Genomic DNA, 17,082 nt, shown 5'->3' on the forward strand with positions numbered 1-17,082 from the left:
GCGTCCGAAGCGGATCTATCACCATCAGGAACGCTTCGGCCACTGCGTTGCAATACCCACCCCACCAGCGTGGAAGGGTGCGTGACCATTCGACAAGGTCCATTTCGGAGTCTCAACCCCGGCCAAGTGCCGGGTTTTTCTTTCTGCCGCACCAGCGATGCACGCTGCGATGAAATTACGTTAACCATATCTTTTTACGGTAATTTTACGCCAACCACCGACCACTTTATGGCGCCTTTACGCCCTTGTTCCATATGCTTTCAGGGTCAAATCCGACCTTGGAAATTTTGCTATGGAGTCGCTATGAACTGGCTGTATCTACTGCTTGTCCTCGCCCTCGTCTGTTACTTGGCTCGCGCTCTGACGCGCAGCCATGAGTGAGGAAACCATCATGTGGCAAGCCTATCTCTACCCGGCCGCCTTCGTGCTGCTGGTACTGCTCCCCGCCCCCTGGCTGGGTGCTTATATTCACCGGGTCTTCGAGGGACGGGTCAGCTGGTTGGCCCCCCTCGAGCGCCTCACCCTGGGTTGCTGTGGCACCGATGGCCGGGAGCAGGACTGGAAGTCCTATGGCCTGAGTCTGATCGCCTTCAACGGCGCAGGTGCTGGTCTGCTGTTCCTGATCCTGATGGCCCAGGGACTGCTGCCCCTCAACCCACAAGAGCTGCCAGGGTTGAGCTGGTCCCTGGCCCTCAATACCGCGGTCAGCTTCATGACCAACACCAACTGGCAAGCCTATTCCGGTGAAGCCAGCCTCTCCTATTTCAGCCAGATGGTCGGGCTCACGACCCAGAACTTCGTCTCGGCCGGTACCGGGGCCACTGTGGCCATCGCCCTGTTCCGTGGCTTGTCCCGCCAACAGACCCATCATCTGGGCAACTTCTGGCGCGATCTGGTGCGCTTCTGCCTCTATGTCTTGCTGCCCATGGCGCTGATCATGGCCCTGCTGCTGGTCTGGCAAGGGGTTCCCCAGAGTCTGTCTGCCTACCTGCCATTCCATGGTGTGGAAGGACAGGAGCAGCTAATGCCGCTGGGTCCTGCCGCCTCGCAGATTGCCATCAAGCAGCTCGGTTCCAACGGGGGTGGCTTCTTCGGGGTCAACTCGGCTCATCCGTTCGAGAACCCGACCGCCCTCGCCAACTGGCTGGAGATGGTCACCCTGCTGACCCTGCCCGCCGCCATGGTCTGCACTCTGGGCCGCTACGTGAAGGATGCGGGCCACAGCCGCGCCATCCTGGCGGCCATGACCCTGCTGCTGGTACTGGGGCTCAGCCTCGCCATCAGCCAGGAGCTCAAGGCAGATCCCAATCTGGCGCAACTGAGCAGTCAGGCGGGTAACTGGGAGGGCAAGGAGAGCCGCTTCGGCCCTGTGCTGTCCAGCATCTGGGAAGTGGCGACCACTGCCGCCTCCAACGGTTCGGTCAATGCCATGCACGACAGCTTCACCCCCCTGGGTGGCATGGTCGGCATGATCAACATGTTGCTGGGCGAGGTGGTGTTTGGCGGCGTCGGTGCCGGTATCTACGGCATGATGCTGTTCGTGTTGCTGACCGTCTTCCTGTGCGGGCTCATGGTGGGGCGCACCCCCAGCTACCTCGGCAAGCGACTCGGCATCACTGAGATGAAGTGGGTCGTTGCCAGCATGCTGGTCATGCCGGTCGGGGTATTGGTGATCGGTGGCCTCACCCTGCTGATGCCCGGCTCGCAAGCCATCATCGGTCACGATGGCCCCCACGGCCTGTCTCGGCTGCTCTATGCCTACGCCTCGGCGGCGGGCAACAACGGCTCCGCCTTCGCCGGTTTCGGCGCCGCCGACAGCTGGCAATGTGTCGCCATCGCCCTGGCCATGCTGCTTGGTCGCTTTGGCTACATCATCCCGGTACTCGCCATCGCCGGCCAACTCGCCAAGGCACCCACCCAGGAGCGGGGCGACGGGGACTTCCCGGTACGCGGCCCGCTGTTTATTACCTTGCTTATCATCACTGTCCTGCTGATGGGCGGCCTCTCCTTCCTGCCCGTGCTGGCACTGGGACCCGTCGCCGAACATCTGCTGCTAGGAGTTCAACCATGAGCCTATCCAATGCCAATTCGCTGACCGGGGACGCCACCAGCGGCAAGAGTCACTCCTTGCTGGCCCAGGCCGCCATCACGGCGCTGCGGCGCTTCCACCCCAAGGCGCTGCTGGCCAGCCCCATCCTCTTTACGCTCTGGCTGGCGGCGCTGATGGCTACCATAGAGTCCCTGCTTGGCCAGCCCCTCTCCGGGGTAACGGCCAGCCTGGCCTGGCAGCTCACGGCCTGGTTGTGGCTGACCCTCTGGTTTGCCAACTTCGCCGAGGCGCTGGCCGAGGGAAGAGGCAAAGCCAGGGCCGACAGCCTGAAGGCGGGCATGAGCCAGCTTCAGGCACGCTGGGTCAGCTCCCCGGAGGACAGTCTCGGCAGCTGGATCCCCGCCAGTCAATTGGTGAAGGGGGACATGGTGCTGGTCTGCAGTGGCGAGACCATACCGGCGGATGGTGAGGTCATCGCCGGGATCGCCTCGGTCAACGAGGCCGCCATCACCGGGGAATCTGCCCCTGTCATTCGCGAGTCCGGTACGGATCGCAGTGGTGTCACCGGCAACACCCAGGTTGTATCGGACAGGATCTGGGTGCGCGTCACCCAGAATCCGGGCGAGAGCACCCTCGACAGAATGATTGCACTGGTCGAAGGAGCAAAACGCCAGAAGACCCCGAATGAGATGGCCCTCGATGCCCTGCTGGTCGGGCTGACCCTGATCTTCTTGCTGGTGGTCGCAACCCTGCCCTGGTTCCTCGGCTACAACGGCAGCCAGGTGCCCAGACTCTATCTGATCGCGCTCTTTATCACCCTGATCCCGACCACCATCGGCGGCCTGCTCTCCGCCATCGGTATCGCCGGCATGGACCGGCTGGTAAAGCTCAATGTCATTGCCAAATCGGGTCGGGCGGTCGAAGCGGCCGGGGACGTTCGCACGCTCTTGCTCGACAAGACGGGGACCATCACCTTCGGTAACCGCATGGCGGACGAGTTCATCCCGGCGCCCGGCATAGAACCCGCCATGCTGGCTCAGGCGGCCATGCTGGCCTCCCTTGGCGATAACACCCCTGAGGGGAAATCCATCCTGACCCTGGCAGCCAAAAGCCAGACCAGGCCTAGCCTGGACCCGGATGATCGCCTGATCCCCTTCAGTGCCGAAACCCGGTTGAGCGGGCTGGATCGGGGTCATCTTCAGTATCGCAAAGGGGCCGTCGATGCCGTCCTCGCCTATCTGGGCATGACCCCCAAACAGCTGGTCGAGCCAATCCGCCTGGCGGTGGAGAAGATTGCGCGTCAGGGTGGCACCCCGCTGCTGGTCTGCAATCAGGAGAAACTGCTCGGGGCCGTCACTCTCAAGGACATCATCAAGCCCGGTATCAAGGCGCGCTTCCAGATGTTGCGCCATCTTGGCATCCGCACCGTGATGATCACCGGGGACAACCCGCTCACCGCCGCCGCCATCGCCGCCGAGGCCGGGGTGGATGACTTCATCGCCGAGGCAACGCCGGAGAAGAAGCTGGCCTATATCCGTCAGGAGCAGGCGGGTGGACGCTTGGTGGCCATGTGCGGCGATGGCGCCAATGACGCCCCGGCCCTGGCCCAGGCCGATGTGGGTCTGGCCATGAACGAGGGCACCCAGGCCGCCAAGGAGGCGGGCAACCTGATTGACCTGGACTCCAACCCCACCAAGTTGCTGGACGTGGTGCAGGTCGGCAAGCAGTTGCTGGTGACCCGGGGAGCCCTGACGACCTTCTCCATCGCCAACGATGTGGCCAAATATTTCGCCATACTACCCGCCCTGTTCATTGCCGCCTACCCGCAGCTCGATGCGTTGAACCTGATGCAGCTTGGCAGCCCCCAGAGCGCCATCTTGTCGGCCATCATCTTCAACGCCCTGATCATTGTGGCGCTGGTGCCTCTGGCCCTGCGTGGCGTCAGTCTGAGTGGCAGTGCCGCCAGCCTGCTGCGCCGCAACCTGCTGGTCTATGGCCTCGGCGGGCTGCTGGTTCCCTTTGTCGGCATCAAGCTCATCGATCTCGTCGTCACCGGCTTTGGCCTGGTGTAGCAAAACCCCATGGGGGCCACTGATGCAGGCCCCCGATTCATCGCGTTCGCCGTCACCGGCCGAACGCCAGGAAGAAGGACAAATCATGATAGCCATCAGAACACTGCTCACCCTGACCCTGTTGCTCGGCGTCGCCTACCCGCTGACCGTCACCCTGGTATCCCAGCTCATCTTTCCCTGGCAGGCCAATGGCAGCCAGATTATCAGCAAGGAGAACAAGCTTGTCGGCAGCGCCCTGCTGGCCCAGTCGTTCAGCAAGGAGGAGTACTTCCACTCCCGCCCCTCCGCCAGCGCCTATGCCAGCGTGGGGGGGGGCGGCAGCAATCTGGGGATGAGCTCCCCGCTGCGCGCCGAGTTTGCCCATCAGCAAGCCGCCGCCGGACAGGATAACTCCCCCGCCATGCTGACCCGTTCAGGTTCAGGGCTGGACCCGCAGCTGCCCCTCGATGCCGTGCTGGCTCAGGTGGCCCGCGTCGCCCAGGCCAGGCAACTGGATCCAGAACAGCTGACGGAGCTGGTCAAGTCCCGGGCACAAGCTGGTATCCTAGGCCCGCAAATCGTCAATATTCTCGAGCTGAATCTGGTGCTCGATAAGGAAAAGGATGCGTGATGAGCAGAGGGCCGATGCCCTGCTGGCCAGCCTGGCAGAGGAGAGCAAAGGCAGGCTGAAGGTCTTTCTGGGCGCGGCCCCTGGCGTAGGCAAGACCTACGCCATGTTGCAGGCGGCACGGGAACAGGCCAGGGAAGGGACGGACATACTGATAGGTGTGGTGGAGACCCATGGCCGCCAGGAGACCCTGGCCCTGCTCGATCAGCTGGCTATCTTGCCACGCAAGACCCATCTGCATCGTCAGCAACGGCTCGATGAGATGGACCTCGATGGCCTGCTGACCCGCAAACCCGCCATCGCCGTGGTCGATGAACTGGCACACAGCAACGCCCCGGGGAGCCGCCATGAGAAGCGCTGGCAGGATGTGCAGGAGCTGCTCGATGCCGGTATCGACGTCTATACCACCCTCAATGTGCAGCATCTGGAGAGCCTCAACGATCTGGTATGGCAACTGACGGGGGTCAGGGTCAGGGAGACGCTACCAGACAGCGTCTTGCTGGAAGCTGACAGCCTGGTGCTGATCGATCTGCCTCCGCGCGAGCTGCTCGATCGCCTGCGCGAGGGCAAGGTCTATGTGCCCCAGCAGGCCATGGCGGCCCTGCACTCCTTCTTCTCTCTCAACAACCTCACCGCCCTGCGCGAACTTGCGATGCAGACCGCGGCCAGTCATGTGGAGGGAGATCTGCAGTTGCAGTGGCAGGCGGCCGGCAAGAGTACCCAGCCCCTGCGTGGCAAGCTGATGGTCTGTCTCGGTGAACAACATGGCCCGGCCCTGGTGCGACACGGCCATCGCCTCGCCCAGCGCCGCCAGTTGCCCTGGTTGGTGGTGCATGTGGATAGTCGCGGGCAGCGGTCGGCCGAACTGGAGCAGGCCCTGGCCCTGGCCGCCCAACTGGGTGCCAAGGTGCTGACCCTCTCCAGCCCGGCGGTAGCCGATACCCTGATGGAGACGGCGGCCCAGCAGCAGGCCTCGCAGCTGCTGCTTGGCAAGCCCCACAAGGCCCCCTGGCGCAGATCCCTGGTGCAGCACCTGTTGCAGCGAGCCAGGGGACTGGAGATTACCCTGGTCGATACGGGCCCCCATCACGGGGGCCCCGTGCTGCGTGAAGCCCCCCCCGGACAGATCAGTCAGTGCCTGCTGGCGGTTGCCATCATGGCCATCACCTCGGCCATTGCCTGGGGTCTGTCTCATTGGTTACCCGCCGCCTCCCTGCCACTGCTGTTTGTGCTGGGGGTGCTGGCCACGGCGCTCACCACCAGTCAGCTGCCCGCCATTCTGGCCGCCATACTGGGCTTTCTCGCCCATAACCTGCTGTTCACCGCCCCCTATTTCTCCCTGACGGTACACAGTCACAGCGACCTGCTGACCCTGTTCGTGCTGTTCATCGTCGGCATAGCGGCGGGGCGACTCGCCTCTCGCCAACGTCAGCAACTGATCGGGTTGCGTGAGACACAGCAGCTCGGTACTGCCCTGCTCTCCCTCAGCCAGGAGCTGGCCAGTGCCAACGGTCCGGAGGAGGTGTTGCGCCAAGGTGCGCAAGCCATCTCCCTGGCCCTGGCCCAACCCGCCTTCGCCATCGATAACCTCTATCAGGATCGCGCAGGTACCATCCCCTACCTGCCCGGCCAGACCGACAAGGCAGCCATCGACTGGAGCCTCTCCCAGCAACAGAGCGCCGGGGCCTACACCGCCACCCTCAACGCCGCCGAGGCTCAGTATCACCCCCTCACCCCCGAACTGGCCCTTGGTATCCGTCTGGCCCAACCCCTCTCTGCCTCTGCCGAACACCAGTTGCAAGCCCTGCTGACCGATATCCGTGCCGCCCTTGCCCGTATCGAACTGAATGAGCGGCTGGCCCAGAGCCAGTTGCAGGCGGAAACGGACAGGATGCGAGCCGCCCTGCTCTCCTCCGTCTCCCATGACCTGAAGACACCACTGGCCGCCATCATGGGGGCTGGCAGCACGCTCCTGGAGTACGGCGACAGAATTGGTCAACAGGACAGGGATGAGCTGCTCCATTCGGTGCAGGAAGAGGCGCAACGTCTGCACAGCTATGTGCAGAACCTGCTGGATATGACCCGCATTGGCTCCCCGGACTTCCAGCTCAAGCGCGACTGGGTGAGTCTGGCCGATCTGGTGGAGAGTGCCCGTCGCCGACTCGATACGTCCTGGCGCCAGCATGCCTTGTTGATCCATTTCGATCAGACCCCGCCCCTCCTCTATGTCCACGGCGCCCTGCTCGAGCAAGTGCTGGTCAACATCCTGGATAACGCCTCCCGCTACTCCCCGGCTGGTACGCCTATCGAGTTTCGAGTCATGCTGGCCGAGCCCGATCTCATCATGGATATCATCGACATCGGGGTCGGCATCGCCGCCGCAGACAGAGACAAGATCTTCAATCTCTTCTACACCCAACCCGTGGGAGACAGTGGCAGTCGTGGCACCGGGCTTGGCCTGGCCATCTCTCGCGCTATGATAGAGGCCCATGGCGGTCGTATCTGGGCCTTCGCCGGCCCCAATGGCAACGGCACCTGCATGCGTATCTCTCTACCTTTGGCCCTCAATGCACCCGATGGGCAGGCTGAGATGGAGATGGCCAGACCATGATGGGACAGCAACAACAGGGAGTAAAAATGAACTTCAGGAGAGCAGATGGCCCATATCTTGGTCATAGATGACGAGGTCCCGATCCGGCGCTTTTTGCGCATCAGCCTGATCGCCGAAGGCCATCAGGTGAGCGAAGCGGCCAGCGTGCAGGAGGGGTTAGCCCAGTATCGTCACCTCAATCCTGACCTGGTCATTCTGGATCTGGGTCTGCCAGACGGCGATGGTCTGACGGTGTTGCAGGCCATTCGGGCCCATCACCCCCACCCTGTCTTGATCCTGTCGGCGCGGGATTCGGAGCAGGAGAAAGTCAGGCTGCTGGATGCGGGCGCCAACGACTACATGAGTAAACCCTTCGGCATTGGGGAGATGATGGCCCGGATCAGGGTACTGCTCAGGCAGCGGGCGGGTGCCAGCAGTGGCGACTGCCGCCACTTCCCCCAGTGCGATCTAACCCTGGAGATAGGCAATCACAGGGTAAGCCTGCGCGGCGAGGAGATCACCCTCTCGCGCAAGGAGTTTGCCCTGTTGCAGACCCTGGTCTGCCACCCGGGAAAACTGGTCTTGCAGACCCAGCTACTCAATGAGATCTGGGGCCCCAGCCACAAGGAAGATACCCACTACCTGCGAATCGTCATCGCCAGCCTGCGCAAGAAGCTGGGGGATAACCCCCAGCAACCCAGCCTGATCGAGACGGAGCCCGGGATCGGCTACCGTTTTATCGGCAGCTGACGTTTCACGTGGAACGTCGTCCGCGACACAGTCAAGTAAGCAAACCACAACCCCCAAGCAAAAACCCGAGGTCCTGCACAATCGCAGCCACTGCCAGCCCCGGCTGAGCAGCATGGAGTCGGCCAGTTCGATGAGCATCGAGCTGGATAACCGAATCTGTCTGCTCTCTCCCAGTCAGGCAGCCTGGATCCCCGCGGGCACTCCCCAGTGCTGATGCGTGGTGTGCTCGCCTATCGCTCCTTCTCTTACACGCCACAGCCCGATCGGCTCAACCGGCTGGCCGAACGGGCAGGTGCCAGTGACAAAAACACAGGTCGCATTTTCATGCGCGATACCGATATGACGTATCAGGCCTGGCGTCAGCAATGGCGCCCTGGCGCTGCTGGCCAAAGCCATGCCCATCAGCCGGGTGGCCACAGCGCGGGAGTTCTCCAGCGACAGCGCCTTCATCGTTCTCTTCCGCCAGCACAGGGGACCGACTCAGCTGCGGGGAGCGGTCGACACGGCCGGGCTGATCTCTGTCACCAGGGTATCAAGGGGAAGTTGTCTCAGATTGGCCATGGCATCGGCCACCACAGACCGGGAGGCCCGCTGTTGCTGCTCGTGGATCTCTTGCTGCAAACTCGCCAGATCCAGTTCGGGTCTGGCGGCATCATCGGCCATGACAGACAGGCTCAGGGTGCTCAATATCAAGGTAGTGATCAGGCTCTTCATATTCGTTTCTCCGGTGTGAGTCGCTATGACAGCCTGACTATTCCAATTCTTATGCCATAATCACAACGTATTGATATTTATATATTTTACTTATAAACCTCATGTTTATAGCCAAGCGGAACTCAATAATTGTACAAATTTAAGCCACATCTTGGCGAATCTCACCACCAGGGAAATAGGCCAACTTGTTCCACGTGGAACAAGGGATTTTTTCATCGACACCCGCTTTTAAACTGAGCTAAGGTGCTACATCCCCGTAGCCGATTTTTGGAAGCGTTACCGAATGGAATTTTCTGTATTCGGCGAGAAGTTCACTCGCCACGCCGGTATCACCCAACTCATGGATGATCTCAATCAGGGGCTGACCAATCCGGACGCCATCATGCTGGGGGGCGGAAACCCGGCCCCCATACCGGCCATGCTGGAGCGCTTCCAGCAGGAGGCACAGACCTTGCTCGACAGTGGTGAACTGATCAAGGCCATGGCCAACTATGATGGTCCCCAGGGCAAAGACAGGTTTACCCACGCATTGGCCAAGCTGCTCAAGGCCGAGCTGGGCTGGGATATCTCGGCTCGCAACATCGCCCTCACCAACGGTAGCCAGACCGCGTTCTTCTATCTGTTCAATTTGCTGGCCGGTGATTTCGCCGATGGCCGCAAGAAGAAGATCCTCTTCCCCCTGGCCCCCGAATATATCGGCTACGGTGACTCCGCCCTTGGGGAGGATCACTTCGTTGCCTACAAGCCAACCATAGAGAAGCTGCCGGATGGCCAGTTCAAGTACCATGTCGACTTCGAGAGTCTGCGTGTAGGGGATGACATCGGTGCTATCTGTGTCTCACGCCCCACCAATCCGACCGGTAATGTATTGACCGATGAAGAGATAGAGCATCTGGACCAGATCGCCCGCGACAAGGGCATTCCGCTGATCCTCGACAATGCCTATGGGGTGCCCTTCCCCGGGATCATCTTCAGCCAGGCCAAGCCGTTCTGGAACCTCAACACCATCCTCTGCATGAGCCTCTCCAAGCTGGGCCTGCCGGGCACCCGTTGCGGCATCGTCATCGCCGATGAACCCATCATCCAGGCCATCACCAACCTGAGTGGCATCATCAATCTGGCGCCGGGCAGCCTGGGACCGGCGTTGACCATACCGCTGATCGAGAGTGGCGAGATCATCAAGTTGAGTGAAAAGGTGGTGAAGCCCTTCTATCGCCAGCGAGCCGACCTGGCCGTCAGCTTGCTGCGCGATGCGATCCCGGACTCACGCTTCCATATCCACAAGCCGGAGGGTGCCCTCTTCCTCTGGCTCTGGTTCGAAGACTTGCCGATCCACTGTCAGGAGCTCTACGAGCGCCTCAAGCAGAAGAACCTGCTGATCGTGCCTGGCCACTACTTCTTCCCGGGCATAGAGGATCCGAGCTGGCGTCACAGTCAGGAGTGCATCCGCCTCAACTATGCCCAGAATGAAGAGCTGGTGCGCCGTGGTGTTGCCATTCTGGCCGAGGAGATCAATGCACTCTATGGGGCCGAGACTCGGGCCAGGGCTGGTTGACCCCGCAACGGACAGACACAAAAAAGGCCTGCAAATATGCAGGCCTTTTCATGACTGGTTGGCTTAACTCGGCAATGTCATTGCGTCAGGTTTGCCGATGGGGATGGCGCGTGGCTTGAGCGCTTCAGGCAGCTCACGGGCCAGGTCGATGGTGAGCAGACCATGCTCGAGTCTGGCCCCCTGCACCTCGACATGCTGGCTCAGCTTGAAGGCCAGCTCGAAGTCACGTTCGGCAATCCCCTGATGGAGGAAGTGGCGATCCTCTTTAATGGCCGCCTTGCGGCCCTTCACCTTGAGGGTGCCCAGTTCGGTTTCAAGCTCCAGTTCGTCTTGCTCAAAACCAGCGACGGCTATGGTGATGCGATAGCTGTCTTGCTCCCGCTTCTCGATGTTGTAAGGGGGATACGCATTCTTCTGCTCATGCAGTGCTTTCAGTTCATGAGCCATGCGATCGAAGCCGACGGCATTGGAATTGAGATGAGATAAATCGAGGTTGCGCATAATCCTATCCTTCTAATAAGCAACAGGTCAGTTTTCAACGAGCCCGGTGACGGCACCCGAACAATTCACAGGGTCTCAACCGTTGATGGCAATCTTGCGCGGCTTCATCGCCTCAGGCACTTCACGCATCAACTCGATATGGAGCAAGCCGTTCTTGAGATCTGCCCCCTTGACTCGCACATAGTCGGCAAGCTGGAAGCGACGCTCGAAACCACGCTCGGCGATGCCCTGGTAGAGATAGTTGCGATCGGTGTCGGCCTGCTTGCTCCCCTTCACGGTCAGGAGGTTCTCCTGGAAGCTCAACTCCAGCTCATCCTGGGTAAAGCCCGCCACCGCCATGCTGATGCGGTAGTCATTCTCGCCCAACTGTTCGATGTTGTAGGGGGGATAACCGGCATTGCCGTTGCTGGCCGCCGACTCAATGAGATTGGCCAGACGATCGAAACCGATAGCAGAACGATAGAGCGGAGAAAAATCGATAGAACGCATAAAAGTATCCTCTTTTGAGCGATAGCTTGCTGTTTGCCCTCCCAGTGGACGGGCACCTGGTCGAAACCTCTAGTGAGCGTTTCAGCCTTATCCTCTATATAAGGTCATCAAATCGGCTTTCAAGAGTCGGTCATAAAAGAAATATCACTTTTCCCGTTCAGCAATATTGGCCCGATCGTATCGAATATCGACCCATGGGCCACTGCTGCCGATCCATAGACTCCCCCATACTGGTCGCACATTCACCCATATCACGGAGTCAGCCATGAAGATTACTCAGGTTCGTAATGCCACCCTGCTCATCGACTATGCCGGTACACGCTTCCTCGTGGATCCCATGTTGGCCCCCAAGGGCAGCTATCCCGCCTTCGAAGGAACGGCCAACAGCCATCTGCGCAACCCCTTGGTCGAGCTGCCCCTGCCCATGGCCCAGCTGCTCGATGTCGATGCCGTCATCGTCACCCACGATCACCTCGATCACTGGGATGAGACAGCCCAGCGGCTGATCCCCAAGAGACTGCCTCTGTTCGTGCAGCACCAGAAAGATGCCGAAACCATTCAAGCGGCCGGCTTCGAGGATGTGCGCATCCTGGAAGAGGAGCTGACATTCTCAGGCATCAGCTTGCTCAAGACGGCGGGCCAGCATGGCAGCGATGAGATCATGGGTGCGCTGGGAGACAGGCTGGGTGAGGTGTGTGGCATCATCTTCAACCATCCCCAGGAGAAATCACTCTATCTGGCAGGAGACACCGTCTGGAATCATGATGTGGCCATGAGCCTGCAGCGCCACCAGCCCGAGGTCATCATCCTCAACAGCGGCGATGCCCAGATCCCCGGCCTGGGCTCCATCATCATGAACAAGGAAGATCTCCATGCTGTCTACCAGGCGGCGCCGCAGGCCACCCTGATTGCCAGCCACATGGAGGCGGTCAATCACGCCATGCTATCCCGTGCCGAGCTGAGCGACTTTCTGACAGAGCAGGCAATGACGGACCGGGTGCTGATACCGGCAGACGGTGCAGTGATCCACCTCTAAACAGGAGGGCCATGGCATGCCATGGCCCTTCGACTTTTCCGTCAACCCGCATATGATGGCGCAAAGAGTCGCCAGGGATCCGCCTCATGCCCACCTCTACTTCCACCACAGTGCCAGTCGTCGCCATCCTGGCCTTCAACCACTTCAGCCCCTTCCACTTCTCGGTACCCTGCCTCATCTTCGGTGACAGCATGTTGCCGGGCCCGCCGTTATTCGAGCTCAGGCTCTGCGCCGGTGAATCTGGTCAACTGCGATCTCCCCAAGGCTTCCTCATCGACAGCCTGCTGCCGCTGGCGGCTGTGGCGGATGCCGATATCATCATCATCCCTTTCTGGCGCAACCCGGCCGAGCGTCCAGAGCCCGCGCTGCTTGAAGCCTTGGTCGCCGCCCGAGCGAGGGGCGCTCAGATAGTCGGGCTCTGCCTTGGCACCTACGTGCTCGCCTATGCAGGGATCCTCGATGGCCACAGGGCTGCCACTCACTGGGAGTTTGAACAGGATTTTGGCCAGCGCTTTCCCCGTGTTCAGCTCGATAGCAATGCACTCTACGTGGATGATGATCGGCTGATCTCCTCGGCAGGCACGGCGGCCGGTCTGGACTGTTGCCTGTATCTGGTGCGCCAGCACTATGGCAGCCGCCTTGCCAACAAGCTGGCGCGGCGACTGGTGATCCCGCCCCACAGAGAAGGCGGTCAGGCCCAGTTCATCGAGCGACCCGTGCCAGCATCGACCCAGGATGCCCGCATCAACCAGCTGCTCGATCACTTGCGTACCCATTTGGCGCAGCCCCATACCCTCGACAGCCTGGCCGACCACTGCCTGATGAGCCGACGCACCTTTACCCGTCGTTTCCAGCAGGCAACCGGTCTCTCCGTCGGGGAGTGGTTGCTTGCCGAGCGCCTCAGACGCAGTCAGGAGCTGCTGGAAGCCAGCAGCCACGCCGTAGAGCGCATCGCCGAGCTGGTGGGCTTCAGTACCGCAGCCTCCCTTCGCCAGCACTTTCGTGTCCGCTTCGGGGTCTCGCCAAGTGAGTGGCGCCGAACCTTCCGAGGCCGGGATCCGGCGCCCTTGCTCGACAGGGTCTAGGCACTTTCTCACCGCATTGTTCAGCCATTTCGCTGCCCTTTGGCAAACGCCACGCAAACAAAAAGCCGGTCACAGGGACCGGCTTTTTCAGGGTTGCGTTGATGCAACGGGCGTTGCTTAGACGTCGAGGTTGGCCACCCGCAGGGCGTTGGTCTCGATAAATTCACGACGCGGCTCGACCGCATCCCCCATCAGGGTGGAGAAGAGCTGGTCGGCACCGACGGCATCTTCTATGGTGACGCGCAACATGCGACGCGCTTCCGGATCCATGGTGGTCTCCCACAACTGCTCCGGGTTCATCTCACCCAACCCTTTATAGCGCTGGATGTAGATGCCACGCTTGCCTTCGCCCATCAGCCACTCGACGGCTTCCACGAAGTTGTCGACCGGCTTCACCTTCTCGCCCCGCTTGATGAAACCACCCTCCTCGATGAGGTTGGCGATCTCCTTGCCCAGGGAGACCAGCTGGCGGTACTCATTGGACTGCAGGAAGTCATAGCTGATCGGGTATTCGCGATCGACACCGTGCTGACGTACCACGGCGTGGGGTACGAACAGACGACGCTCTTCGTCACGGCGCACCTGGATCTGATACTGGATGCCGTGGTTGCTCTCGTTGAGCACGAGTTCCATGGCTTGGCACCAGGCCAACAGATCGCTCTCGCTGGCCAGCAGGGCTTCGTTCAACTCAGGCTGATAGATCAGCTGAGTCAGGACGGCATCCGGGGCGCGGCGGGACATACGGGTGATCAGGTGAGACACGGCGCGGTGCTGGTTGACCAGTCGCTCCAGCGCCTCGCCACCGATGGCTGGGGCGGATTCGTTGACGTGCAGGGTCGCACCGTCCAGCGCCATGGCAGTCTGGTACTGCAGCAGGGCGCTCTCATCTTTCAGATACTGCTCCTGCTTGCCCTTCTTGACCTTGTAGAGCGGCGGCTGGGCGATATAGACATAGCCGCGCTCGATGATTTCCGGCATCTGGCGATAGAAGAAGGTCAGCAGCAGGGTACGGATGTGCGCACCATCGACGTCCGCATCGGTCATGATGATGATGTTGTGATAGCGCAGCTTGTCCGGGTTGTACTCGTCACGACCTATGCCACAGCCCAGGGCCGTGATCAGGGTGCCCACCTCTTGGGAGGAGATCATGCGATCGAAACGGGCCCGCTCCACGTTCAGGATCTTGCCCTTGAGCGGCAAGATGGCCTGGTTTTTACGGTTACGACCCTGCTTGGCGGAGCCGCCAGCAGAGTCCCCTTCCACTATGTAGAGTTCGGAGAGGGCCGGGTCTTTCTCCTGGCAGTCTGCCAGCTTGCCGGGCAGGCCGGCGATGTCCAGCGCACCCTTGCGACGGGTCAGTTCACGGGCCTTGCGGGCTGCCTCACGGGCACGGGCCGCATCGATGATCTTGTTGACCACGATCTTGGCATCGCCCGGGTTTTCCAGCAGGAATTCGCTCAGCTTCTCACCCATCGCCTGTTCAACGGCGGTCTTCACTTCGGAAGAGACCAGCTTGTCCTTGGTCTGGGAGGAGAACTTGGGATCAGGCACCTTGACCGAGATGACGGCAATCAGACCCTCACGGACGTCGTCGCCACTGGCAGCCGACTTGGCCTTCTTGCTGTAGTCCTCTTTGTCCATATAGGTGTTGAGGGTACGGGTCAGTGCGGTACGGAAGCCCACCAGGTGGGTGCCGCCATCGCGCTGGGGAATGTTGTTGGTGAAGCAGTACACCCCTTCCTGATAGGCGTCGTTCCACTGCATGGCGACTTCGACCCCGATACCGTCCTGCTCGGTGGTGAAGTGGAACACCTTCTGGTGGATCGGCGTCTTGTTCTGGTTCAGGTATTCGACGAAGGCCTTGATGCCCCCCTCGTAGCAGAAGTGCACCTCACGGCCATCACGCTCATCTTCGAGGCGGATAGAGACCCCGGAGTTGAGGAAGGAGAGTTCCCGCAGACGCTTGGCCAGAATATCGTAGTGATACAGGGTGTCGCTGAAGATGGTCGAGCTCGGCCAGAAACGCACTTCGGTACCGGTGCCGGACGAGCTGTCGCCGATCTGCTTGAGCGGCGCCTGCGGCTCACCCAGGTGGTAGGTCTGCTCATAGACATGGCCGTTGCGACGAATGGTCAGCAGCAGCTTGTCAGACAGGGCGTTAACTACGGAGACACCCACGCCATGGAGGCCGCCGGATACCTTGTAGGAGTTGTCATCGAACTTACCGCCGGCGTGCAGTACCGTCATGATGACTTCGGCAGCGGATCGACCCTCTTCTTCGTGCATGTCGACCGGGATACCCCGGCCATTGTCACGCACGGAAACGGAGCCATCGGAATGGATCTTGACCTGGATATCGGAACAGTAGCCAGCCAGAGCTTCGTCAATGGAGTTATCGACGACCTCGAACACCATGTGGTGCAGACCCGAGCCATCGTCCGTATCGCCGATATACATCCCCGGGCGCTTACGGACTGCATCCAGCCCCTTAAGCACCTTGATATTCGAGGAGTCGTAAGTATTTTCACTCATAGCTTACTCTCTGCCTTCTCTAGCGTTTCGGAGATCTTGCCTTGTTCCACGTGGAACAACTTGCAGTCATTCGCATCCATCATGTCTGCGAGCTGGCCGGTATCGATGGCGGTGATAAACACCTGAGTCGCACACTGCTTCAGCCTTGCGGCCAACAGACGGCGTTTGTCGATATCCAGTTCAGAGGCAAAATCGTCAATTAAAAAAATACAGCCACGGCTGCTATGTTGATTCAAATAGAGCCCTTGGGCCAGTCGCATGGCACAGACCAACAACTTCAGCTGACCCCGGGACAAAATATCCTGAGCGGGTACTCCATTCGCCTTGAGGCGTACATCGGCCTTCTGGGGGCCAACGCCGGTATAACCCAGGTTTTGATCCCGCTCGAATCCCGCCGCCAGCAGATCGCCGAGGGGGGTATCCTTCTCCCAGCCGCGATAAAAGCCGAGGCTGATATCGAACTCCGGCAGAAAATCCGCCGTCATCTCCTGGATGAACGGCGTAATAGCCTGACAATAGCTGGCGCGAAAGCCTGCTAATTCATCACCTAGCCGAGCCAGTTCCTGATCCCAGAATGCCAGCTGGCGATACTGGGTCGCAGTGCGTAGCAGGGCATTGCGCTGCTTGAGCAGCCGCCGTACTCGCCCCCACAAGGAGAAGAATCCCGGCTGCAGGTGAAACACGCCCCAGTCGAGCCAGGCACGACGTGGCTGGGGACCGCCGGTCAGCAGGTCGAAGCCATCGGGATGGATCAACTGCACCGGCAGCAGCTCGGCCAGGTCAGCCAACCGCTGGGCCTGGGCCCCGGCGATCTTGAGCTGGGTGTCGCCGTTTTTTTCCTTGGCCAGACCGATGGGAACGGTGCGCCCGTCGAGCTCGCACTGGGCGAACAAGACAAATCCCTTCTCGCCCTGACGGACAACTCGCCCAGTGAGATGAGTGCGAAAGGAGCGGCCCAGACCAAGGTAGTGAATAGCCTCCAGTACGCTGGTCTTGCCGCTGCCGTTACACCCCACCAGGATATTGAGTCCGGGGGACAGCGTGAGACTGGCTTGCTGGATATTGCGAAAGTCGTTGAGCTGGAGCTTGACCAGGGACACG

The 17,082-nt window shown here is 60.6% G+C and carries 13 protein-coding genes and 1 pseudogene; 9 read left to right on the forward strand and 5 right to left on the reverse strand.

Annotation, left to right across the window (positions count from 1 at the left end; translation table 11 throughout):
- Nucleotides 1-391 precede the first annotated feature (391 nt).
- From kdpA to BN1130_RS23140, 6 genes and pseudogenes are all read left to right on the forward strand, one after another.
- Complete coding sequence (gene kdpA / locus BN1130_RS19045) at nucleotides 392-2,071, forward strand: potassium-transporting ATPase subunit KdpA (protein ID WP_042043971.1); 1,680 nt, start codon at nucleotides 392-394, stop codon at nucleotides 2,069-2,071.
- The gene (gene kdpB, locus BN1130_RS19050) at nucleotides 2,068-4,122 is read left to right on the forward strand and encodes a potassium-transporting ATPase subunit KdpB (RefSeq protein ID WP_042043972.1); all 2,055 of its coding nucleotides are present in this window, start codon (nucleotides 2,068-2,070) and stop codon (nucleotides 4,120-4,122) included. The genes kdpA and kdpB overlap by 4 nt, the downstream gene beginning before the upstream one ends.
- Before the next feature lie 85 nt (nucleotides 4,123-4,207).
- Nucleotides 4,208-4,732, forward strand: a complete 525-nt coding sequence (locus BN1130_RS19055; protein ID WP_042043973.1) for a potassium-transporting ATPase subunit C — start codon at nucleotides 4,208-4,210, stop codon at nucleotides 4,730-4,732.
- Entirely contained in the window at nucleotides 4,725-7,340 is a 2,616-nt protein-coding gene (locus BN1130_RS19060) for a DUF4118 domain-containing protein (RefSeq protein WP_042043974.1), read from the forward strand. Before BN1130_RS19055 ends, BN1130_RS19060 begins: the two co-directional genes overlap by 8 nt.
- A gap of 45 nt (nucleotides 7,341-7,385) precedes the next feature.
- Nucleotides 7,386-8,069, forward strand: a complete 684-nt coding sequence (locus BN1130_RS19065) for a response regulator (protein WP_042043976.1) — start codon at nucleotides 7,386-7,388, stop codon at nucleotides 8,067-8,069.
- 121 nt (nucleotides 8,070-8,190) lie between these two features.
- A pseudogene (locus tag BN1130_RS23140) lies at nucleotides 8,191-8,559 on the forward strand (helix-turn-helix domain-containing protein); the annotation flags it as partial.
- On the opposite strand, the gene BN1130_RS19075 reads toward BN1130_RS23140, so the two are convergent.
- Nucleotides 8,550-8,783, reverse strand: coding sequence for a hypothetical protein (locus BN1130_RS19075; protein WP_042043978.1), 234 nt, complete (start codon nucleotides 8,781-8,783; stop codon nucleotides 8,550-8,552). The pseudogene BN1130_RS23140 and the gene BN1130_RS19075 overlap by 10 nt on opposite strands.
- Nucleotides 8,784-9,066: 283 nt before the next feature.
- Here BN1130_RS19075 and BN1130_RS19080 point away from each other — a divergent pair, with 283 nt between their 5' ends.
- Nucleotides 9,067-10,338 (forward strand): valine--pyruvate transaminase, encoded by a 1,272-nt coding sequence (locus tag BN1130_RS19080; RefSeq protein ID WP_042043980.1) that lies wholly within the window; start codon nucleotides 9,067-9,069, stop codon nucleotides 10,336-10,338.
- 63 nt (nucleotides 10,339-10,401) lie between these two features.
- On the opposite strand, the gene BN1130_RS19085 is transcribed toward BN1130_RS19080, so the two are convergent.
- Together BN1130_RS19085 and BN1130_RS19090 are read right to left on the reverse strand one after the other, a co-directional pair.
- The gene (locus BN1130_RS19085) at nucleotides 10,402-10,839 is read right to left on the reverse strand and encodes an Hsp20 family protein (RefSeq protein WP_042043982.1); all 438 of its coding nucleotides are present in this window, start codon (nucleotides 10,837-10,839) and stop codon (nucleotides 10,402-10,404) included.
- A 75-nt stretch (nucleotides 10,840-10,914) separates the two neighbouring features.
- Nucleotides 10,915-11,328: an Hsp20 family protein gene (locus BN1130_RS19090; RefSeq protein WP_042043983.1), complete on the reverse strand. Its 414-nt coding sequence runs from the start codon at nucleotides 11,326-11,328 to the stop codon at nucleotides 10,915-10,917.
- Between the two features lie 265 nt (nucleotides 11,329-11,593).
- Between BN1130_RS19090 and BN1130_RS19095 the strand changes: the two genes are divergently transcribed.
- Together BN1130_RS19095 and BN1130_RS19100 are read left to right on the forward strand one after the other, a co-directional pair.
- Nucleotides 11,594-12,364 (forward strand): MBL fold metallo-hydrolase, encoded by a 771-nt coding sequence (locus BN1130_RS19095; protein WP_042043986.1) that lies wholly within the window; start codon nucleotides 11,594-11,596, stop codon nucleotides 12,362-12,364.
- 86 nt (nucleotides 12,365-12,450) lie between these two features.
- On the forward strand, nucleotides 12,451-13,449 hold the full coding sequence (locus BN1130_RS19100; protein WP_042043988.1) for a GlxA family transcriptional regulator: 999 nt from the start codon (nucleotides 12,451-12,453) through the stop codon (nucleotides 13,447-13,449).
- 117 nt (nucleotides 13,450-13,566) lie between these two features.
- On the opposite strand, the gene gyrB is transcribed toward BN1130_RS19100, so the two are convergent.
- Together gyrB and recF are read right to left on the reverse strand one after the other, a co-directional pair.
- A complete protein-coding gene (gyrB, locus tag BN1130_RS19105) occupies nucleotides 13,567-15,981 on the reverse strand; it encodes a DNA topoisomerase (ATP-hydrolyzing) subunit B (RefSeq protein ID WP_042043991.1) in 2,415 nt (804 codons plus the stop codon).
- Nucleotides 15,978-17,081 carry a DNA replication/repair protein RecF gene (gene recF, locus BN1130_RS19110; protein WP_042043993.1) on the reverse strand — a complete coding sequence of 368 codons (1,104 nt, stop codon included), beginning with the start codon at nucleotides 17,079-17,081 and terminating at the stop codon, nucleotides 15,978-15,980. Before recF ends, gyrB begins: the two co-directional genes overlap by 4 nt.
- Nucleotide 17,082: the final 1 nt, after the last annotated feature.

Origin of the sequence: Aeromonas rivuli (assembly GCF_000820045.1) — a bacterium.
GTDB classification, from domain to species: Bacteria; Pseudomonadota; Gammaproteobacteria; order Enterobacterales; family Aeromonadaceae; genus Aeromonas; species Aeromonas rivuli.